This window comes from Ohtaekwangia sp. (genome assembly GCF_036786105.1).
Classification (GTDB): domain Bacteria; phylum Bacteroidota; class Bacteroidia; order Cytophagales; family Cyclobacteriaceae; genus Ohtaekwangia.
Genome location: NZ_DAIQRQ010000020.1, coordinates 25,344 through 47,132 on the forward strand (window position 1 = coordinate 25,344; position 21,789 = coordinate 47,132).

Consider the following 21,789-nt stretch of genomic DNA (forward strand, 5'->3'; position numbering starts at 1 on the left):
ATAATGGAAAGCCGATCCGGATGGACCGGCTTTTATATTTGTAGTTTACCGAATCCACCTGTAAACGCAATAAAATCACTGTTCGCAAGCTGTTTCGCTTTCCTGGCTTTTCGCGCAAAGACTGCTGGTGTCGTGCCGCTGAAACGTTTAAATTCTCTGCTCAGATGCGATTGATCTGCATAGCCCAGCTCGTGTGCCAGGCCGGCAATATTAGTTTCCGGGTGAAGCCATAACCGGTTGCGTACCTGTTCAAAGCGCATCAAACCAGACACATCCTTAACTGTATAACCGGATGATTGCTTGAAGTTTCTTTCCAGGGTACGAACCGTTGCATGCGCTGCCGCTGCTACTTCCCTTACCGGCATGCTGCCGTTTGCTTTGCGCATAGCGACTCCTGCTTTAAACAGCATACTGTCAGTAGCAATTCGCGACCGTGCATTCAGAAAATATTCCTTTACATGGACCAGCGCTTTATCTACGTTACCAGATTCTATGTACCCGTTTAATGCAGGCTGAAGCTGCGCTATAGGATGCTCAAATACGCGTACTTCGTCTTTACCGGATGGCAGTTTGAGTAAATCGAACACAGTCCAGGGAAAACAGCGGATGCCAATAATTTCCAGGCGATTTTTCGTATAAAAAACGGCAGGCCGATTGAGCAAGCCCACCATAAATGGCGAAGGCAACAACTTCATACTTCCTTGATGCAAAGTGCTGCAGCCGCCTCCGAAATGGAAAATAATTTCAGCGTAGCCATCCGGCAATACCTCGAAACCGGATTCAAACACTCCGGAATCTCTGCTGTCGTACCAGAAGCATTTTATGGTGTCCTGTAACGCTTCGGGAGGTTCAAATTCCTGATGTTGGTGCTGCATTGAAGATGTAAAAAGGTCAATTTAGGATATAGACGGGAATATTCGTCATAAAGTTATATAATTTATATTATGTTAAATAATTATTCAGCACCACTAAACAGGATGCCCGGAAACATTCGGAAGTATTAACAGCGGCACCCGACCTCGCAACGTCATCTCTCGTGTAGTGCTGCTTTTGAAGATTGATTCCCAGAGGCCGGTTTTGTGGGGTACCATTACCAGCAGATCAGCTTTCCATGCTTCTACGCCCTGGATAATACCATCTGCGATGCTTGGATTATCAACAAAGCGATACGTGTGATCAATGTTTTCCATGAGCTTGTCGATTGTACTGATCTGTATATCGGCAGTTACCGGAACGCGTTTATCGGCTTTGGTTTCTACATGGAAGACTTGAAGTTCTGCAGTGAATTTCCGGGTAATTTCCTTTAAGAGGTCGAGATGATTGTCTTCGCAAAGAAATTTATACTCGCAGGCATAGAGAACTCTGCTGATTCCTTTATACTCTACGTCATTGGGTACCACTAACACCGGACATTTTAATCTCCGGATGGCCGCCGTAGTTGTATTTCCAAAGAGTTTGTATTCCTGTATGTTGCTGTCCATTCCCATCACCACCAAATCAGGCTGATGCGAGGTGGCGTAATTTTTCAATTCTTCTACGGTGTCTGCCGTCTTGATGTCCCAGCTTACATTAAGTTGATATAGCAGCGCAGTTTCTTCCGCCAGCCTCTTCAGGCGATTTTCATTGTCTTTAATGATGTGATCTCTTACCTCCGGTTTCGCCAGCGAGTTACTGACGTGAACATTAAAATGGTAAACGTTGAACAATACCAGGTTAGCATTAAATACCTGCGCCAGTTTCGCTGCAAATCGGAGTGCATTACTGGCCGTAGCCGAATAATCGGTGGCGACTATAATCGTTTTCATAAAAAAATCATTTCAATACTCAAATAAGTCGCCTGAAGCGGATATCTTCTTGACCTAACTCAGGCTTTACTATGATTTTTGTCAGTAACGAGACCTCAATGGCAGTAAAACATTTATACTCACGAGTTTGTGCCTGCAGATCATAAAAAATTTATAGTGATCCGTTTACTCCCGCGCAAGCGCTCCCTTCCGTTTTCGGCTTGCGATTTCCCTGTGAACTACTCCCCTTTCAGCAAATTCAAGCAGCTGTTGATTCGGTGGTTCTATTGCATAAAAGAGTTGGCTCTGTAGTTGCTCCCACGTCTTTTAAAATATAATCAGAATCTTGTTGTGCTCTTGGTATATACCTTTCATTGCGTGAGTAAAAATATTCATCTATTTCAGAGGCTATATTTAAATAAATGCTACCAAGCGTAAACGATACATTTGTTAATGGCCTGGCGAGAATATTTTTTGTTTTCTTTAGCTTCCTATAAGTATTTGAATCCCTTCTTATTATAAGGTGCCAATGCTGTTATGTTCAGCCATGATTACAGAAGCATAATGTTTTAATTTTTTGATATCGCGGTGCTCTTCTATATCTTTAGCGCTATAGTTTCACCAACCCACCAACGCTTATGAAAAAACTATTGATTGTTGCATTGCTGCTATGTTCAATGCAGGCATTTTGCCAGGGACAATTCCAAAATGAATCAGCCGGATCACTCAGTTACGTGTCAGGACATGTAATGCAATTGGCACAAGCTATTCCTGCAGACAAGTATGCATGGAAGCCACAAGATGGTGTACGCACAGTAGCACAAGTTTGTGCACACATTATCTCTGCAAATTATTTCTTTGCATCCAAGCTGGGCGCGAAGATTCCGGATGGTGTAAACATGCAAACAATTGAGAAGGATCTGAAAACAAAGGATGCTATTGCTGCGGAGCTGAAACGTTCTTATGAGTTGATCATCAACGCCATCAAGAATACGCAGGATGCATCTTTGGCTACCAAAGTGGAATTTCCTTTTCCTGGCGACTACACCAGCATGTCTGCTATCCTGATTGCGCTGGGTCACTCAAATGAGCACCTCGGTCAGTTGATCGCGTATGCACGTATGAATAAAATCACTCCTCCATGGAGCGAAGGAGGTAAATAACCTTTGAACTGCATATTGCAAAGTATTATAAGAAGAGTGGCCAGGTGCCACTTTTTTTATGCCTGATCCGAGCAATTTATGCTTCCGATTCCAGTATACGTCTCAGGTAATTTACCTGCCCGAGGTGATAATTTAGATGAAGGGCTAACTGCATCAATACATAACTGTTGGAACGTTTGGTTCCATCAAATGGCAACGGGTATTCACCATCCAACGAGAGCGTGTCTAACGTATTGCTGATCATTGGGACAAGCGCTTCCAGCTGCTTCACAAGTTCTTTTCTGGCCACATCTTTTTTGATGAACTCCTGGTGGCGATCACGTATATATCCTGTGTTAGCCAACGTAGCGCCAATAAGATAATTGGTACCGCCGATGATATGCAGCACCAGGTTTCCACTTGAGTTTTTTACCGATCCCTTCGTTTTCCACAGGTTCTCTTCATGCCTGAATAAGTTAACTTCGTCAATCAGCCTGGAGATATCGCGCTCATAAAAGCCTGTCAGTATAGTATTCAACATCATGATAATGAAATAGCAGATCAGATGAGCGAAGGTAAAAAATATATATTTTTACTACGTCAACAATATTTCCATGACCGAACGAGAACTGATAAAGCTGGAAGCTACAATCCGTAATAAAATGGCGGAGATAAAAGCGCAACGTATTACGCTGAAAGATTCTGGCATTGGCGCCCTGATGAACTCATTGAAGCGAGCCGATGAAGCGCTCTATGAAAAAATTCTCCCGGAATATAAGCAGATGGTTGCCAACTTTAATCTCTTCAAGTAGAAGGCAATTTGAAAATTGGAAGATTACAAAATTGAAAAATTAAATTTCCCGATCTTCTGAGAGTATTTTCTGCTATCCGGGAATTTATTTATTTCATATGTGGACAAGATCATTCTGACAAAACCGGAGGCCCGGAAAATTATTCTTCATGCTGCAGGGCTGGCCAGGCGCGCACAATTTGGCAAAGGCAAAGAAGCTGTGTACAAGCTAATCGACCAATTGGGATTTGTGCAGATCGATACAAATTACGTGGTCGAGCGTGCACACCATCACACCCTTGCTGCACGTATACCGGACTATAAACTTGAATGGATTGACGAGCTGCAAGCCGATGGACGCATCTTTGAATTCTGGACATTTGCCACAGGATATATACCCATGCGTGACTTCCGCTTCTCGCTACCCGTAAAAGCCAGCTTTGCTGCCCGAAGAAACGATCTTACGCAGGCGGAAGTCAACCTCATGCGAAGAATACTGGATCGCATAGCACGTGAAGGTCCGCTGAGGGCGCGCGATTTCGAGAACGACCGCGTTACGAAAAGTTCCGGCTGGTGGGACTGGCGCCCTTCGAAAGTGGCACTCGAACGACTTCATTTTGATGGTCGGCTTGTAACAACACGAAGGAAAGATTTTCAAAAAGTATATGACCTGCCGGAAAATATACTGCCCGGCGACATCGATACTACCATGCCTACAGATGAAGAGTTTGCCAGGCATGTGATTATGCGCTCGCTGAAAGTACTGGGCATTGCTTCGATCAAAGAGATTGCCTGGAGTGCACGTTTTGTAAAGAACTCCGTGAAAACAGAGATACTAAAACTTGTAGATTCTGGTGAGGTGTGCAGCGTGGCTGTTGCCGATCTGAAAACACCGCTATACATGCTTCCCGAGTATAAAAAGAAAAAGATTACGTTATCCGGCGATGCATTTATACTCTCACCTTTCGATATACTCAATGTATACCGTTTCCGCCTGCGCGACTTCTTTGACTTCGATTACCAGGTAGAATGTTTTGTACCCAAACCAAAACGGAAATATGGTTATTTCTCGTTACCTGTACTCATCGGAGATACCTTTGTTGCGCGAATGGATTCCAAAGCCGATCGCAAACAACGAATGCTGATCATCCACAACATTCACTTCGAGGACATCAAGCTCACCAAGGCCATGATCGGAAAAGTATGCGATGCCATCCAGCGCTTTGCCAGGTTCAACCAATGTGAAACCATCACAATAGAAAAGTCTAATAATAAAACATTGTTGAAAACCCTGAGAAACACACTACCATAAGCGCACGCCAATTCTACAAACAGTAGACTTCTGGCAGCTGGCAGCCAGAAGCCCGCAACTTCATCACCAGGAATGATTACCTTTACAGCTTGAAGAAAACTAAACTAGAAAAATAAGGCATGTATACCGGGGTCTGGCAGATCGTAAAAGACGATATCAAGAAAACATTTGAAGTCTGCGGCCGCTCGCCCAATGGCAATTTGTTCTATAACAGCATCTATGCCATGCAGCGTGCCGGCATGAGCGTTACCTGTATAACACCGCCTATAACAAATAAGAACTCCAGCAAAGACCTCGTAAAAATCACCGGCTACACTCCTGAGACCGGCCTATACGAACGACTTCAAAAACAATACCGCGAGATCATCATGAACTCTGTAGATCATGATATTACAGAAGACGACCTTTGAAAATAGCTGCGAGCCAATAGATGTGTGAGCAAGCGGTGAGAACAGATCACCAGCTATAACTTTCAGACTTCCGTCTTTCGGCTCTCTACATTAGCCATCATAGACAAATCCTATATACACATCAGAATAATCAATTTGATCTATTTCCCGGTTGGGTTTAACATTGTAACGTGCAAAGCGAAGATGTGCTAAGCATCTCAACACGTAACAAGGTTCACTAACTTATAAACCCATTATCATAATGACAAGCAACACAGATCAAACTCACGTTTACACCGTTAACGACAGTGTGGCAAAATGCCCTTTCCACGGTGGCTCATTGAAGCAAGCCGCAGGCGGTGGTACCAGAAACCGCGACTGGTGGCCGAATCAATTAAGACTGAATATTCTTCGTCAGTTCTCTGCCCTATCCAACCCAATGGATAAGTCTTTTAATTATGCCAGTGAGTTTAAGAAGCTCGATCTGAAAGCTGTAAAGAAAGATATCTTTGAACTGATGACAACATCGCAGGAATGGTGGCCGGCCGACTATGGTCATTATGGTCCCTTCTTTATTCGCATGGCATGGCACAGTGCGGGTACATATCGCGTATCCGATGGTCGCGGTGGTGCCGGTGCAGGTCAACAACGTTTCGCGCCGCTCAATAGCTGGCCCGACAATGCCAACCTCGATAAAGCGCGTCTGCTGTTGTGGCCTATCAAACAAAAATATGGTAAGAAAATTTCGTGGGCAGACTTGCTGATCCTTGCAGGTAACTGCGCGCTCGAATCCATGGGATTCAAAACATTTGGCTTCGCCGGCGGCCGTGAAGATGTTTGGGAACCACAGGAAGATGTGTATTGGGGCTCTGAAAAAACATGGCTGGGCGACAATCGCTATACAGGCGATCGTGAACTGGAGAATCCGTTAGGAGCTGTACAGATGGGACTTATTTATGTAAATCCGGAAGGCCCTAACGGCAAACCAGATCCGGTTGCTGCAGCTCGTGACATCCGCGAAACATTCGGTCGCATGGCGATGAACGATGAAGAAACAGTAGCACTCATTGCCGGCGGTCACTCCTTCGGTAAAACCCACGGAGCAGCGGAACCGGGTAAATATGTAAGTCATGAACCTGCTGCTGCAAGCATTGAAGAACAAAGCCTCGGCTGGAAAAATACATACGGCACAGGTAACGGTGCGCATACCATTACGAGTGGTTTGGAAGGTGCGTGGACAACAACGCCTACCCAATGGAGCAATAACTTTTTCGAAAATCTTTTTGGCTTTGAATGGGAATTGACCAAGAGTCCTGCGGGTGCACATCAGTGGAAGCCGAAAGGTGGTGCGGGTGCAGGCACTGTGCCGGATGCACACGATGCATCCAAAAAGCACGCTCCTACTATGCTTACTACCGACCTTGCATTGAGATTTGATCCTATATATGAAAAGATATCAAGACGCTTCTTTGAAAATCCGAAGGAGTTTGCCGATGCATTCGCACGGGCCTGGTATAAACTCACGCACCGCGATATGGGGCCGCGCGCCCGTTACCTCGGTCCGGAAGTGCCGGCGGAGGAATTGATCTGGCAAGACCCGATTCCGGCCGTAACACACAAACTGATCGATGATAAAGATATAGCTGCATTGAAGAGCAAAATTCTTGCTTCAGGTTTATCAGTATCACAGCTGGTATCCACGGCATGGGCATCTGCATCTACTTTCCGTGGCTCTGATAAACGTGGTGGTGCCAATGGTGCACGCATTCGTCTGGCTCCGCAGAAAGACTGGGAAGTAAACAACCCAACGCAACTGGCTGCTGTATTGAAAACACTGGAAGGTATTCAGAAAGAATTTAACAGTGCACAAACAGACGGCAAGCAGATTTCATTGGCTGACCTGATCGTATTGGCAGGATCGGCAGGAGTTGAGAAAGCAGCAAAGAATGCTGGTCACGACATTACAGTTCCATTCATTCCCGGTCGCGCAGATGCTACACAGGAGCAGACGGATGTAGAATCGTTTGAAGTGCTGGAGCCGGGTGCCGATGCCTTCCGCAACTATGCAAAGAGCAAACACAAAGCTGCAGCAGAAGAAATGCTCATTGATAAAGCACAATTATTAACACTCACTGCACCTGAGATGACCGTGCTGGTAGGTGGTATGCGTGTGCTTAACACAAACTTTGATGGCTCAAAGCACGGTGTATTCACCAAGCGTCCGGAAGTTCTTACGAATGACTTCTTCCTGAACCTGCTTGACCTCGGCACAACCTGGAAAGCTACGTCTGATGCGCAAACAACCTTTGAGGGCAGCGATCGCAAAACAGGCGTAGCCCAATGGACGGCCACTCGTGTTGATCTTATCTTTGGCTCTAACGCTGAACTGCGTGCATTGGCAGAGGTATATGGAAGCACAGACTCACAGGAAAAGTTTGTTAAAGACTTTGTAGCGGCCTGGACGAAGGTGATGAACCTCGACCGCTTTGACCTTCTGGTTTCATAAACAAACCAGGTCAAGTTTACTTATTTACAGAAAAGGTGGCTTTGCGGGCCACCTTTTTCTATAAATGTATACTATATGCATTTGCATAATTACTAAACCAGTATCAGCAGTTAATGGCCACTTATTACAGTATAGATAATCATGCAGATATAATATCTTATTGCTGTACAATCTGCCATTGCTGGTTATTACCACCATTCCACGGCCATTGAATGATGCTGGCACCATCGGTGGTGGAGCTCTGGTTTACATCCAGCGCATCGCTGCTGTTGCGATTGATGATACGATAGTATCCCCCACCATTATCAATGATCTGCCATTGCTGATTATTACCACCGTTCCAGGGCCACTGTATAACCGCTGCCCCTGCCACCGTTGATGCCTGATTTACATCCAGCGCCTGACCGCTATTGCGATTCAATATCTGATGATACCCGTTGCCGACATCCACAATACGCCATTGCTGATTGTTACCACCATTCCACGTCCATTGTATAACACTGGCGCCATTGGTAGTAGAGGCTCCGTTTACATCAACCACTTTTCCGCTGTTGCGATTTGTGATTTTATAGTATGCGGTCGGTTCGAAGCCACCGTATCCCCAACCATAGCGAATGCGGGTAACACCCGAGCTGTTGGTTGTGGTAAGTGTTATGTTGGTACCACTTCCACCCCGCTGCTGAATGCTATAGCTATCGCCATCGCGCAGGCCTGGCCAGTATACACTGGCGATACCGCTGTTTCTGAACTTATTCGTAGAGCCCTGTATATAGGCTATTTCATTATCACCATTTACCAGACCGGTATAATTCTTACCGCTTGTCATCGTAGCACCAAATTCTGTTACAACTGTACGACTGGCGTAACTTCCTATTCGATTCTGCCAGTCTTGTTCCCAGGCAGCAGGCGATGTATGCGTTGCCCAGTATGCATAGTTATGCAAAGCTAGCAAGCAGTTGGTAAACCGGCTATCGGCACCTACGCCGGTAACATTTTCTGAGTAGCCTGTTCCACTCAGAATTATTCGTGACTGCGGCACCGATGGATAGCGCGAAAGCCATTCAGCATAGATTGATGTCAACTCCGATAATGTATACCCGTGCGGCTCATTGAACACTTCAAAATATACATTGCTGTTGCTTCCATATTTATTCACTACTGCCTGCCACATGTTCCAGAATTGCGTTATATCATCAATGCGGCCATCGCGTGAAGACGCAGATTCCCAGCAAGCAACAATTACTTTCATGCCCTTGCCGAGTGCCGCATCGAACGCTCCGGTATAGGCACTCCACCACGACTCCAATACACTATTGGTGTTAATCGGCAGGCGCACCGTGTTAACGCCCTGCATATTGGTTTGAAAGCCGCTCAGAATAGAATTAGCTTTTGCCTGCACTGTAGCATAGCTATCGGAAGCTGTAAGACCGGAAGGAATAACCCAGCCGTCCACAAAGTTATCACGGCCATCGGCCCAGTTTACGCCGGCTATACCACCCCCAGCGCCAGTGCGTTTATCGGTGGTCGTGTTTACAACATCGGACTTAGGTACATTTGAAGTTACGACTTCTTCCTGGCTACATCCGAACATCAGCGATAGCCACAGCATGGCTGCAAAACGTGTTTGTCTGATCATAATAAAAGGTTTATGGTTGTAGAATCATTATGCATCCAACATACCACGTCAGGCGTAATTTAAAAGGGGATATATGTGGATTTCGTGGGGGTTAAATCGTTTGCATTTTTATAAAAACACTTACCTGTCCCTACAGACAAGGTTATTAAAGGGGCCGCTCCCACCCGGTATATCAAAAAGCGATTAGTAGCTGTGGCTGTATTTCAAACCAGGTTTAAGTATATCGCTCACCAGGCAATGGTGAAGCAGTCAGAAATTTGAGTTCAGTTTATCTTCCGGATTCTACGTCTGCCCCGACTTCTGCATCACTACTTGTGAATAATGATAACAATTCACGAAAACCACGCCTTATATAGCTTTCCCACTATTTTCTTAATTTCATCCAACGGCAAGCTCCCAAACTCAAACAGCACTTCGGGATATTTCGGCTGATTGCTTTTATCAAAGTAAAATACACTGGCAGGAGTAACGACTACTCCATTGTTCTGAGCACGCACCAACATTTCTTTCTCACTAAGTCTTGATTGTATTCGCAATAAAATATTCAAGCCGGAAGGTGTCTGATTAAAGTGTATTCGATTCTCCGGAAGCGCTTGCAGTGCTTCTATACATGCTTCATATTTTCGTTTATACAGGATGCGCATTTTTTTGAGATGTCGTTCCCAATAACCTTTTTCTATAAATAGCGCCAGTGCCTTGCGTGTAAAGTAAGGAGCGGTATTCGTGAGGTAGCTATAGGATGTATAAGGAATGGGAAACTGCCCGGGCAACACCATATAGGCAACACGAAGCGATGGCATCAGCGCATTCGAGAAGGTCCCGATATAGATTACGCGATTATCCCGATCAAGTCCTTGCAACGAAGGCATCAGCTTTGTTTTATACCGGAACTCACAATCAAAATCATCTTCTATGATATAAGCTTTATTTTTTTTTGCCCAGTTCAGAATCTGTATGCGATGACTCACCGGTATAGCTGCCCCGGTGGGATATTGATGGGATGGCGTAAGGTAAAGCAGATCAGCTTTTTCTCGCGCCAGTTGCTGCAGATCAATACCATGAGTGGCTACACGTATAGGCTTAACGTGGTAATTAAACTCCTGAAACAATTGACGCGTCCGCGGATAGCCGGGGTCTTCCGTTAATATCCTGGAGCAGGAATTTCTCAGAATGAAAGCCAGCCAGAATACCAGTACGGTAGCTCCGGAACCTATCAGCAATTGTTCGGGAGTAGCCCGAACACCACGGTATTGAAAGAGGTATTGAATGAGTTGCTCCTTTAGCGGATCATCCTTTTCATATTCCGGATATTGAAAGCTGATAGAATCAAGCGCCCAGTTGCTGCACTTACGCCATTGCTTCATAGGAAAAGTATGTTCGTCTACCAGATGTATAGATGTATTGAAAGCAGGCTTCCATGCTTTTTCCTGTTTTTCTTTGACACGCATTGCAGGATTCCCCGCCTCTATATGCCAGTCTTTATGATCGATCCTGGTAACAAACAATCCCCTGCGATGTTCATTAGTCACATACCCCTCGAGCACTAACTGCTCATACGCTTTCAATACCGTGTTATTACCAATGCCGAGTTCCTTGGCCAGCACACGATAAGAAGGCAACCGCTCGCGATAGTTCAGATGCTTTTTGAGGATGGCATCCTTGTAAAATTCATAGATCTGTTCATACAACGGCTTGTCGGCATGGTGAATGGTAGGGATCATATCTGCATCCTTCAAAAAGTCAAAATCTGCATCCGTATAGGGGTGCAAAGATACACTACTTTTGCTTGTGAAATAAGGCACCTGGTATCTCAAATCAAACACCCATATCTATGAAAAAGCAAAACGTATCAGTAGGCATACTTCTTATGTCGCTGTTTGCAACGCTGCCGTTGTGCGCGCAAATCGCCAAAGATTTTAAAATGGTTAATGCAGTAATATCACCGCAGGGAGGGCTGGTAATCACTGCATCGAAGACATCATCAGCACATGACTTTGATTTCCTGGCCGGCAAATGGACGATGGACAACAAGCGACTCAAAACACGGTTAAACAACTGTACAGAATGGGTTGAGTATAAATCGTCAGACGAAAATTTTGGCCCGGTGCTAAATGGAATTGCCAACATTGATATCTTCAAGACATCTTATAACCAGGTGAGTGACAAACCCTACGAAGGGCTTACGCTTCGACTGTTTAATCCACAGACAAAACTCTGGAGTCTGTATTGGGTGGACAGTAATCTGGGGATACTCGATCCACCCGTAGTAGGATCGTTTGAAGGACCTATTGGTACCTTCTATTGTAAAGACACTTTTCAAGGCAAACCGATTCTCGTCATGTTCAAATGGGACAAGACAGATCCGCAAAACCCGGTATGGAGCCAGGCATTTTCACCTGACAATGGCCGTACCTGGGAGATGAATCTGACCAACACCTCACATCGCATAACTCCCTGATGACACGAGCAGTATATATAAACATCAAACTTGTTAATCACCAGTATAGTATATCACGCATGACTATAACACAGGCGGTACCAGACGACCTTGAAGCGCTGGCGCCACTATTTGACGCATATCGGGTGTTCTATCAACATCCCAGCGATTTGCCAGGTGCTACAGCTTTTTTATCAGAAAGAATCACCAGCCACGACTCTGTGATCTACATCGCATGGTCTGATGAAAATATACCGATGGGGTTTGTGCAGCTATACCCTCTCCTGTCGTCTACGCGAATGAAAAGAATCTGGTTGTTGAATGATCTGTATGTAGCACCTGCATTCCGGGGATTGAAAGTGTCGGTAAAGTTGATCGATCGCGCCAAGCAGCTAACACAAGAAACGGGTGCAGCTTCATTGTTGTTGGAGACGGCCAAGACAAACACCATTGGAAACAGTCTATACCAACGAACTGATTTTGTTTTAGACACCGATCACAATTACTATAGCTGGCGAAGCTTATAGATTCAGCCTCGGCATATTCTTTTATCACAAGCTATATTCGGTGGATTCTCTGACACATATAGCGCTTGGTGCCGTAACGGGTGAAGCTCTGGCGGGCAGATCGCTGGGAAAAAAGGCAATGCTTATAGGGGCATTGGCACAGTCGCTGCCGGATATTGACTTTGTTACTTCATTTTGGCTGCCACCTGCGCAATATTTGCTGGCACACCGGGGGTTCTCTCATTCATTATTATTTGCAGTGCTTGCAGCACTTCTGTTAGCCGCTGTCGCGGTTCGGTGGAGCAGGCAGCTCACATTTTTAAAGTGGAGTATATTTCTGGGAACAGAGATACTCATGCACCTCGCAATAGATGTTATGAACGTGTATGGCATCGGCCTGTGGGAACCTTTCAGTCATCATCGATACTCGCTGAATCTGCTATTCGTAGCGGATCCCCTGTTTACTTTATGGCCGTGCATAGCGTTGATTGGACTGGTCGTATCGCATCGACAACATCAGGGTCGTATAACGTTTGTCAGGCTTGGGCTCATCCCGTGTGGTATATATATGCTTGCTGCGTTTGCGATGAAGCTTTCGATCATGCATATGGCAACAGAGGATTTACGCCTATCGGCAAACAATCATCGTTATTTTACAACGCCGGCACCACTTAATATTTTCTTGTGGTACATCGTGGCAGAAGAGACAGACGGATTCAATACAGGATATCGGTCGGTGTTTGACAAAGGGCCAACGAACTATACTTTTCATCCGCGGGGTGAGACTCTGCTCGCACCGGTTCAGAAGCGCGAAGATGTTCAGTATTTAAAACGATTTTCCCAACAGTATTATGTCATTGACTATACGCACGATACACTCGCATTTAATGACATCCGATTTGGGCAGGCTTTCGGATGGACGAATCCGAAAGCGCCCTTTATCTTTCGGTACGACCTTCAACAACCTGATAATAACTTACTGGTAATACAGCGTGGAAGGTTTACCGGGTGGAATGCTAGCCAGCTAAAAGCACTCCTGTTGCGAATACGGGGCAGGCGCCTGGTATATAAGCCTGCCATTGAATACATGAGTATCTACAAGACTACTTGCTTGCCTCTTCCGCGTCACGATTTGAACGCAGCACCCAATACAAACCCTTGACGTTTGATTTCCATTCGGGAATGATAATGACTAGGATAATCTCTTCCAGCAGTTCCAACCCTGTAACGGCACAGGTGACGTAAAATGCCGCTTCGCCAAACGGCAGATCAAAGAACTTTAACAGAAAGAATATAGCCTGTGTTACGGCTGCAAATTTAGCGAGGTATGTATGGAAGCTGGTAACTTTCTTATAGGCGATAAGTGCGGCCGTCATCTGAATGACAAACAACGCCAGCAATCCTGCTATAATAATCCAATGACTATAGATGAAATCGCTATGCAGTATGCAAAGCGCTATAATGGACACCAGGACCGTAGCATCGTCAGCAACGGAATCCAGCCGCGCACCAAATACACTGGTAACTTTATACTTGCGCGATAATGGGCCATCAACAGCGTCGGTAAGAAAGCTGAATGCAATCAGCCATTTAAAAATACCAATAGCCCCAACAACGGCCAGTATAAGCAAAAACGGAGCAGATACCAGCCGGTACATAGTTATGCTGTTAACGACATAGTAACTTGTTCGTGACTGATGATGCATTTCCATAAAGCTGCGGAATATTATACACAAAACTCTTTCAGTGCATTCTGAACAACATCCAGATGTACTTGCAAAAGATATCTTGTTACTATAGACTATAATTCTATTCCAGCAATTTTCTGGTTCGTTATAAAAATAAAGCTGATCAACTTCGATCAGCTTTATTTTGACGCGAATGCTTATTCCTCTACAGAACACTATATTATTACTGACTTGTAATAATGTTGAATAACTCCTGCAGTGCTTCCTGGCTATGAAAATCTACTTCATGCTCTGTAAAATATACGGTGAGTGCATCCTTTTTCTCAGGATATAGCTTTACTATACTTTTCTTATCAGCCTTGACAAAGCGGGCCTTTACATTCGCAAAGTAGTATTCTGTCTTCTTGCGATAGATCATATCTACTTCTTCTCTCATGTTCAGCGCCAGGCCCGAAGCAACACCGGCACCGGTAGTGATCTGGTTGTTATAGGTACCATTAGATGTATTGCTGGAGGTAGCCCTGTTGGGTTGCCGTCTTCTGTCTACAAGAGAAATGTTCTCCTGTCTGGCAAAAACAGCATACGGTGTTTCAGCTACGATCTGAACAAATCCAATACCCTTCTGGTAGTAGAAAACATCTTTGCCAATAACAACGTTTTTCATAGTCTCTGCATCGGCAAGCGCTAACGTATCGGTCCCTTTAATAAAATCTATCTCCGATGTAAAGCGGTTATAGTTCATCTTGCCGGCACCACTGGTTCCGTTTTTAAATGATACCTTGCCGGCATTGAAGGCCGGGTACAAGTATATATCAGAAAAGCTGAATGTATCACGCGGTCGGGTTCCCTGTTTAACGATGTATTTCTGATCTTCCTGCTGTGCCATTGCAAGCTGACAAATGATAAGAACAGCTAAAAGGATAGTGCATGGTTTCATATCTTAAATATAAAATACAAAGCATCATTTCGCAATACATAAAGATGTAGTTATTGATTACCCGATGGATCGTTGAAGATATTCAGACACATCGCCATGTACGATTAAATCAGAAGCTCAGACATGCTTTTTTAAAAACGCCTCGGCATACAACAAGGCGGCTCGTTTGTGATCGTATGATGGTGCCATCGATACGAGCTCCCTATAGTATTGAACCGCTTTCAATATGTTACCGGATTTCTGTGCTGCCTGTGCTGCGCCATAAAGACCGTTGAATCTCCCTGCATGTCGCTTGAGGTCTTCCTCATAAGTTGCCAATGCTTTTATATAGTCACCGGATTCAAAATACATATCCGCCAACAGTTCACGAGCCGGCAAAACTTCTCCCGGTGTTACCGGATGTTTCTCGGTAGCGTCTTCCAGGGTGGCCGCCTCTGTCATCAATTGAAATGCTTCCTCTTTATGTCCTTCAAAAAATTTCATCCATGCCTGCGAAGCTTTCATCTGTATAAGTACCTGATTGGCTTCATACATCTTGCCCTTTTCTGCAAGACGTTTATAGGAATCTTCCAATGCATGCAATGCCTGTACTGCGGCATCTTGCTGATGAACGTGCGCTGCACCCAGTGCTTTACCAAAAGATAGTACAGCCTTCTCCCATGGAAAATTATCCCACGGAAAATTCTGTGATGATGGAAGCTCCAGCGCTGCAGCGGCTTTCCAGTCTTTTCTCTCCAACGCATAGCGAACCGGTACCGCTGCCATGGTATAGGCATCTTTACCATTAACGGGCGAAACAAGATCAATCGTTCCAAGGTAATCGAGTTGCTCTTTGGCCAGATCGTCACGGCCTTGTTGGAGGTAAGCATATACCAGGTAGTCGATGCCGTGCAGTTCTTCATCCCAATGGCCTTTCAACCCGGAGTTCTCGGCATAACAACGTGCTGCCGATATGGAGTTCAGGTTAGACTGTATTGATTCATTCCACAATCCCAATCGTGTAAAGATGTGGGACGGCATGTGCTGTGCATGTGCAGACGCGGCAGCAATGGAGGCATACTTGCGCGCGGCCGGTAGTCCAAGCGTTGCAAGCTCAGGGTAATCGTATGTATGAATAAGGTAATGCGCAATACCCGGATGATCAGGTTCGGCTGTAAAAAGGGCATTTAAGATTTCGCCGGCTTTCCGTTGTTTGGCAAAAGTCTTATCAGCAGGATCAGATGCCGCCCGCAAGGCCAATGCATAAAATATAGCAGCTTCCTTATCATCCGGGTATTTGCGATAGATCGCTTCTGTTGCATGCTCAAATTTCGAAACACGCGTAGCATGATCAAGCGAATCCCAATGATCATAGAATGCACCGATTGCTTCCAGGTAATCGGATTCACGCTGCGAAGTACTTTTAAGCGACCGGGCCAATGCCAGGGTCTTCTCTCCTTTTACCAGTTCTTCTTTTGCAGGTTGTGCCCATAATGGATGAAAATTACTCATGGCCACACCCCAATAGGCCATGACACATTCCGGGTCAGCATCAATTACTTTTGCAAAGACTTTCTCTGCTTCGGGATACTCGAATGAATGGAGCAGTGCTGTAGCAAGATTGAAATCAGCCCGAACCTTTTCAGCACAGGAAAGACCAAAGGAAACTTTGCCAAAGCTTCCCTGTTCAGAACCACATAACGTAATCTCGCCCCGCCTGATATCGATGGACTGAAGCTCTTGCAGAAACTGCGTGCGGTTTCTCTCCTTCTGCCCGCAGCCGGTCACAAGAAAAAGAAACATCAAAAGAATGTATAACGGATTGCGGCTTTTCATTTTACGAGAGGGTTATGTAAAATAAAAATTGACTCAGAAGTATATTATATCAATACCTTAATATACCGGTTTGCCCGATAGAAGGCAATACCGGTATATACGTATTTTATAGCGAGCGTATTATCTCCCCTCTATACCGAACGCAACCGATGAACCTTTAAACTCCTCTTCGATCGCGCACAGTTGCTGCAAGTGTCGCTGTACGTGTAACGACAGAAAGTATATATATTGATACACATCCAGCTTGCCCAGATTATTTACCGACATGGTAGTTTGATGCAATACACCTTCTCCTCCGGGAAGTTGATCGATCGTATCCAGACACCGGGCGAGTTGGTTACGAATCGCGCGCCTGATTTCTTCCAGCGGTTTCTCACCTGTCGGGCGATGATGTTCCGGACGTTGCCACTCAAACGACTTGTTTTTTCCAATCGCCAGAAGTGCCGGGTTCGCCAGCGTATAACCTTCTGATATATAGTTTTTATCGGCAAGTAATTCGTGTTTCCGTAAGGCCTTCTCACAACCCTTTTCAATGATCACGAGCAGGTAATGATTGGTAAGCATGATGTGTTCAAGCACCTCGTGTACGCACCATCCTCCTGATGCAGGCTTATAGCAATGTAAGGAGTGTTCTTTGTCGAACCACTCATCCACTACGGCAAAGGTGCGGATCAGTTCGCGTGTGAGATTAATAAGTATATGTTTGATTGGCATGGTTTCAAAATCAGTAGTAAATAAAAAAGCCCGGGTGTTTACCCGGGCTTCTGTACATAAGTTATTTCACTTACGAACATCATTCATTCCCGGGCATATATTTCCATTTCACAAGCTGGTGATTCGGTGACATAAATGCGATATGGAATGCTGATGTATTCATTACGAAACAAATGTAATAGTATTTTCTAAAAATGCTTTATTGATTTAAAATAATTTATGCATGTTTACCCATACAACCTATCCTGCCTGAGCCTGAATTTACTTTGATAGCTTCTCGGGTTTGTCAGCATTTGCAGATGCAATGACAATCTGAAGCTCAAATCCGGTTGCACAAAGTATCACAAGAAGACTCAGAGTTACAAAGGCTTTTATTCCCGATAGCTTACCAGGACATGGGATTAAACAGTTAACGATTAGCATGTAACCGTTAACTCACCACAAACGGAGTGAGATCACGTGAATATGTTAATGTGAGCCGGTGCATGGCGCGTGTACAGGCTATATACAGCATACTGCGGTCTACATCCGTGTGATAGTTACGAGCTGATGCAAAAGGCACAATTACCTGATCGAACTCAAGTCCCTTGGCCAGGTGTGCTGTGGTGATAATGATGCCATTCATGAACGCCGTACTTTCCGGAGTAAGCAAATGTATACCATGTGCTTTCAATCCACTGTAAAGGTCTTCTGCCTGCTGAAGTGTTTTACAAATGATTCCCAGGGATTGATATTCGGATGCTTTGAACTGCGCAATCATCTCACGTATCGCTTCAGCTTCTTCTGCGTTGCTGTTATAGCATTTTAGCTCCGGAGGTGCGCCATGGCGCTCCATTGGTATTATATCCGGGTTATGTGATATGTGCTGCGCAAATGCTGTAATCTCGTAGCTGGAACGATAACTGCGGAACAGCTTGATGGTATCGGCCTGCGGAAACACCTGCTGAATGCCTTCAGCAGACGATGCGCTGTATGGATTTACTTTCTGACTGATGTCACCCAGTATAGTCTTCTTGCAATGAAATAATTTCGACAATACTGAGTACTGCACGGGAGTATAATCCTGCATCTCATCAATCAGTAAGTGCTTTACTTCATCGTATGACTTGGCGCCTTCCATTCTGAGCTTGCAATAGATAAGCGGGAAAACGTCTGCATATTCCAATGAACCACCAGCGCCCATTTTGAACATATCCTCTTTCTTCGCCCAGGTATAAAAACCCCGGTATAGATCCAGCACATTGCTTGCCTTGAACATCTTGGGTACGGTTTCCCATATAAACGCCTTCTCCGCACCGGTAAGCTTTCGTTTGGTCTGCGTGCGGATATAGTTCAGTATATCTTTAACAACTTCGTGAAAGCGCCTGAGAATTGGCATCCTGTGATATGCCTTTAATCGCTCGATGATAAACGGCCACGGTACTACAATGCCGGCTACGCGAATTTCTTCATCGGCCGGTGTAAAGTAATTATTCTCTACGTAAATAAGATAGCGATTGAGCAGACCTAAAAATTCAAAAGAGGATTTGAAGCGGATGCGCTCAATAAAGGCCGCATCGTGTTTCTCCAGTAACACTGATACCTGTTCAAAGAAAGTTTGAAAAGTATATTTATTCTCCAGTATTTCAGCAGCCAGTTCTTCAATACCCATTTCCGGAATATGCTCCTCTCCCAGCTCGGGCAGCACGTTGGATATATAGTCTGCAAATACTTTGTTTGGCGAGAGAATCAATATATCCTTCGAGGCAATGGAATCGCGAAAGCGGTATAGCAAAAAGGCAATGCGGTGCAAAGCAATCGAAGTCTTACCAGAACCGGCCACACCCTGAATGATCATGACCGGGGATGTTTCATTACGGATTACAGCATTCTGATCGCGCTGAATAGTCGCGACTATATTTTTCATCTTGTCGTCAGATGATTTGCTGAGTTCCTTCTGCAGGATATCATCGTGGATGTTCACAGCATTCTCGATCATGAACTCCATCTTTCCATCGCGAATTTTATATTGGCGTTTCAGCACCACTTCACCGTGCACATCTCCGGAAGGCGTCTTGTACCAGGCGTTACCCAATTCAAAATCATAGAACATGGAAGATATAGGTGCGCGCCAATCGTAGATGAGGTTGGCACGTTCATCAGCGAAGGAATATATACCGATATAGACGGGAGCGTGTTCGCCACCGGTTACAAAGTCAATGCGCCCGAAATAAGGAGACTCGCGAAGCTTGAGCAACTTTCGTTTTCTTGCGACAGCCGACTCCCCGGTAAAAGCCATACGGTTGATGGACTGTCCGGCCGCAACCATATCAGCCTCATCCAGGCCAGACTGGTGTTCGTAGATATACTCCTTATTTTGCCGAAGCTCTGCCGAAAAACTTCGCACCGTATCGTCTACACGCCTGAGGGCGACCTGCAGTTTCTCTTTGATCTCTTCAAGATACTCGCGTTCTTCCTGCTCTGTGGTATTGATCATCTGGGGTGGTTAAAATCATGGGTTGTTTGCCGTGGACAAGTTTCAAAATTAACGCCTTGCTGCGGAATTTTAAAGTGTTGTAAAATGAATGACGGCTATTCTTTACAAAAAAAAATTATTTTTTTTTAACCAGCGCACACGTGGGTTACATGCCAATAACTTGCGTATATACCACCAGATACTCACCCCTGTTCCGCCTGTCCCGGCATATTTTTTTAACGATTCCGTCAAAAATCTCTGTTCACAAAGAATCTCGGAAAATTAACCATGGTGTAAAATCCAGTGAATGTTGCAGGCATTTGTCTTATCATTGCTATAAGACATTCTTCGTGATGTTGATGAACGTTATAAGATGAGGATTTGTACTCCATGATTATTACCAAGACTCTTCGCGCATTTCAAAGCAGGAATTACCGGTTATATTTTTCCGGACAATCCCTTTCACTGATCGGTACATGGATGCAACGCACCGCCGTATACTGGCTTATCTATGAGCTTACTTCATCTGCTTTTATGCTGGGCCTTACGGCTTTTGCTGCTCAGTTCCCTTCGTTTCTGTTCTCAATCATTGGCGGAGTAGTTTCAGATCGCTTCAACCGATATAAAGTTTTACTGCTTACGCAAATAGCTTCGCTGGTGCAGGCCATTATACTTACTGTACTGATAATGTCGGGCCACTATACTGCCTGGCAGGTACTGTTTCTCAGTGTTGTACTCGGAACAATCAATGCGTTTGATGTACCCGCACGCCAGGCACTGGTATACGACATGGTTGACAACAAAGAACATCTTCCCAATGCCATCGCGCTCAATTCTTCCATGGTACACCTGGCAAGGCTTATTGGTCCGGCACTTTCGGGTCTTGTGTTGCATCAATGGGGCGCGGCTATTTGCTTTCTGCTAAACGGATGCAGTTTTATAGCAGTGATCACTTCACTCCTCTTTATGAAGCTGCCACCGTATAAGAAACCGGAGCGTGTTACCAACGCGATCACGGATCTGAAGAACGGCTTTATATACCTTAAAAATACACCGTCTATCAGCACCATTATGCTTATGCTGGCGCTCGTCAGCCTTTTCTCGCTTCCCTATATAACGCTGCTGCCGATCTATGCTAAAGAAATATTCCACGGTAAGGCTACTACGTTCGGTTATCTCAACAGCATTGTAGGCGTGGGTGCATTGGGAGGTGCTATATTTCTGGCATCGCTCAATCCTGGAGCAAACCTCAAGCGAATATTATTCAACAACACATTGTTGTTTGGCGCGGGGCTGATCTTATTCTCACACCTTGATATACTCTCGTATGCAACACCCTTTCTGATAATTGTTGGATTCGGTATGATGTCGCAGACTACTATTAGCAATACACTCATTCAAACTATGGTGACTCCTGCGATGCGCGGACGTGTGATCAGTTATTATGCCATGGCATTTTTTGGTATGCAACCTATTGGAGCATTACTCATCGGAGCGTTATCCAGTCACATTGGAGCGCCTAAAACATTTCTGATCCAGGGTATCATTACCTGTATGATTGCTTTACTATTTGGTCCGTACCTGCGGCAACGTGCGCTAAAGCAAACTGATAAGATGAAGATCGGGCAGCTGGAGGAGCGTACGGTTGAAACGAGTTGATTAAGAAGTAAGAAGTAAG

The 21,789-nt window shown here is 45.0% G+C and carries 19 protein-coding genes; 9 read left to right on the top strand and 10 right to left on the bottom strand.

Going from position 1 to position 21,789, the window contains the following annotated elements:
* Positions 1-32: 32 nt before the first annotated feature.
* Together V7Q33_RS10735 and V7Q33_RS10740 are read right to left on the bottom strand one after the other, a co-directional pair.
* A complete protein-coding gene (locus V7Q33_RS10735; RefSeq protein WP_333819833.1) occupies positions 33-875 on the bottom strand; it encodes a helix-turn-helix domain-containing protein in 843 nt (280 codons plus the stop codon).
* Between the two features lie 93 nt (positions 876-968).
* The gene (locus tag V7Q33_RS10740; protein WP_331974517.1) at positions 969-1,805 is read right to left on the bottom strand and encodes a universal stress protein; all 837 of its coding nucleotides are present in this window, start codon (positions 1,803-1,805) and stop codon (positions 969-971) included.
* 617 nt (positions 1,806-2,422) lie between these two features.
* On the opposite strand from V7Q33_RS10740, the gene V7Q33_RS10745 reads away from it, so the two are divergent.
* The gene (locus V7Q33_RS10745; protein WP_331974515.1) at positions 2,423-2,947 is read left to right on the top strand and encodes a DinB family protein; all 525 of its coding nucleotides are present in this window, start codon (positions 2,423-2,425) and stop codon (positions 2,945-2,947) included.
* Positions 2,948-3,023: 76 nt separating this feature from the next.
* On the opposite strand, the gene V7Q33_RS10750 is transcribed toward V7Q33_RS10745, so the two are convergent.
* Complete coding sequence (locus tag V7Q33_RS10750) at positions 3,024-3,470, bottom strand: DUF1572 family protein (protein ID WP_333819834.1); 447 nt, start codon at positions 3,468-3,470, stop codon at positions 3,024-3,026.
* Between the two features lie 70 nt (positions 3,471-3,540).
* Between V7Q33_RS10750 and V7Q33_RS10755 the strand changes: the two genes are divergently transcribed.
* From V7Q33_RS10755 to katG, 4 genes are all read left to right on the top strand, one after another.
* Positions 3,541-3,738: a hypothetical protein gene (locus V7Q33_RS10755; protein ID WP_331974513.1), complete on the top strand. Its 198-nt coding sequence runs from the start codon at positions 3,541-3,543 to the stop codon at positions 3,736-3,738.
* Between the two features lie 99 nt (positions 3,739-3,837).
* Positions 3,838-5,028 (top strand): winged helix-turn-helix domain-containing protein, encoded by a 1,191-nt coding sequence (locus tag V7Q33_RS10760; protein WP_333819835.1) that lies wholly within the window; start codon positions 3,838-3,840, stop codon positions 5,026-5,028.
* Between the two features lie 119 nt (positions 5,029-5,147).
* On the top strand, positions 5,148-5,438 hold the full coding sequence (locus tag V7Q33_RS10765) for a hypothetical protein (protein ID WP_331974511.1): 291 nt from the start codon (positions 5,148-5,150) through the stop codon (positions 5,436-5,438).
* A 241-nt stretch (positions 5,439-5,679) separates the two neighbouring features.
* Entirely contained in the window at positions 5,680-7,923 is a 2,244-nt protein-coding gene (gene katG / locus V7Q33_RS10770; protein WP_333819836.1) for a catalase/peroxidase HPI, read from the top strand.
* A gap of 157 nt (positions 7,924-8,080) precedes the next feature.
* Here katG and V7Q33_RS10775 read toward each other — a convergent pair whose 3' ends face one another.
* Both V7Q33_RS10775 and pdxR read right to left on the bottom strand, forming a co-directional pair.
* Positions 8,081-9,559, bottom strand: a complete 1,479-nt coding sequence (locus tag V7Q33_RS10775; RefSeq protein WP_333819837.1) for an RICIN domain-containing protein — start codon at positions 9,557-9,559, stop codon at positions 8,081-8,083.
* Between the two features lie 332 nt (positions 9,560-9,891).
* The gene (gene pdxR, locus V7Q33_RS10780) at positions 9,892-11,328 is read right to left on the bottom strand and encodes a MocR-like pyridoxine biosynthesis transcription factor PdxR (protein WP_333819838.1); all 1,437 of its coding nucleotides are present in this window, start codon (positions 11,326-11,328) and stop codon (positions 9,892-9,894) included.
* 62 nt (positions 11,329-11,390) lie between these two features.
* On the opposite strand from pdxR, the gene V7Q33_RS10785 reads away from it, so the two are divergent.
* Genes V7Q33_RS10785 through V7Q33_RS10795 form a run of 3 tightly spaced genes read left to right on the top strand, consistent with a single transcriptional unit; the run spans position 11,391 to position 13,664 of the window.
* Positions 11,391-12,017, top strand: a complete 627-nt coding sequence (locus V7Q33_RS10785; protein WP_333819839.1) for a hypothetical protein — start codon at positions 11,391-11,393, stop codon at positions 12,015-12,017.
* Positions 12,017-12,523, top strand: coding sequence for a GNAT family N-acetyltransferase (locus V7Q33_RS10790; RefSeq protein WP_333819840.1), 507 nt, complete (start codon positions 12,017-12,019; stop codon positions 12,521-12,523). Before V7Q33_RS10785 ends, V7Q33_RS10790 begins: the two co-directional genes overlap by 1 nt.
* Positions 12,524-12,563: 40 nt before the next feature.
* On the top strand, positions 12,564-13,664 hold the full coding sequence (locus tag V7Q33_RS10795; RefSeq protein ID WP_333819841.1) for a metal-dependent hydrolase: 1,101 nt from the start codon (positions 12,564-12,566) through the stop codon (positions 13,662-13,664).
* Here the strand turns inward: V7Q33_RS10795 and V7Q33_RS10800 are convergent.
* The 5 genes from V7Q33_RS10800 to V7Q33_RS10820 form a co-directional block, all read right to left on the bottom strand.
* Positions 13,606-14,214, bottom strand: a complete 609-nt coding sequence (locus tag V7Q33_RS10800; RefSeq protein ID WP_333819842.1) for a CDP-alcohol phosphatidyltransferase family protein — start codon at positions 14,212-14,214, stop codon at positions 13,606-13,608. The two genes, V7Q33_RS10795 and V7Q33_RS10800, sit on opposite strands and share 59 nt — an antisense overlap.
* A 199-nt stretch (positions 14,215-14,413) precedes the next feature.
* A complete protein-coding gene (locus V7Q33_RS10805; RefSeq protein ID WP_333819843.1) occupies positions 14,414-15,076 on the bottom strand; it encodes a hypothetical protein in 663 nt (220 codons plus the stop codon).
* Positions 15,077-15,244: 168 nt separating this feature from the next.
* Positions 15,245-16,942 carry a hypothetical protein gene (locus tag V7Q33_RS10810; RefSeq protein WP_333819844.1) on the bottom strand — a complete coding sequence of 566 codons (1,698 nt, stop codon included), beginning with the start codon at positions 16,940-16,942 and terminating at the stop codon, positions 15,245-15,247.
* A 120-nt stretch (positions 16,943-17,062) separates the two neighbouring features.
* Positions 17,063-17,656: a DinB family protein gene (locus tag V7Q33_RS10815; protein WP_333819845.1), complete on the bottom strand. Its 594-nt coding sequence runs from the start codon at positions 17,654-17,656 to the stop codon at positions 17,063-17,065.
* 430 nt (positions 17,657-18,086) lie between these two features.
* Positions 18,087-20,132 (bottom strand): HelD family protein, encoded by a 2,046-nt coding sequence (locus V7Q33_RS10820; protein WP_333819846.1) that lies wholly within the window; start codon positions 20,130-20,132, stop codon positions 18,087-18,089.
* Between the two features lie 369 nt (positions 20,133-20,501).
* Here V7Q33_RS10820 and V7Q33_RS10825 point away from each other — a divergent pair, with 369 nt between their 5' ends.
* On the top strand, positions 20,502-21,770 hold the full coding sequence (locus V7Q33_RS10825) for an MFS transporter (RefSeq protein WP_333819847.1): 1,269 nt from the start codon (positions 20,502-20,504) through the stop codon (positions 21,768-21,770).
* Positions 21,771-21,789 lie beyond the last annotated feature (19 nt).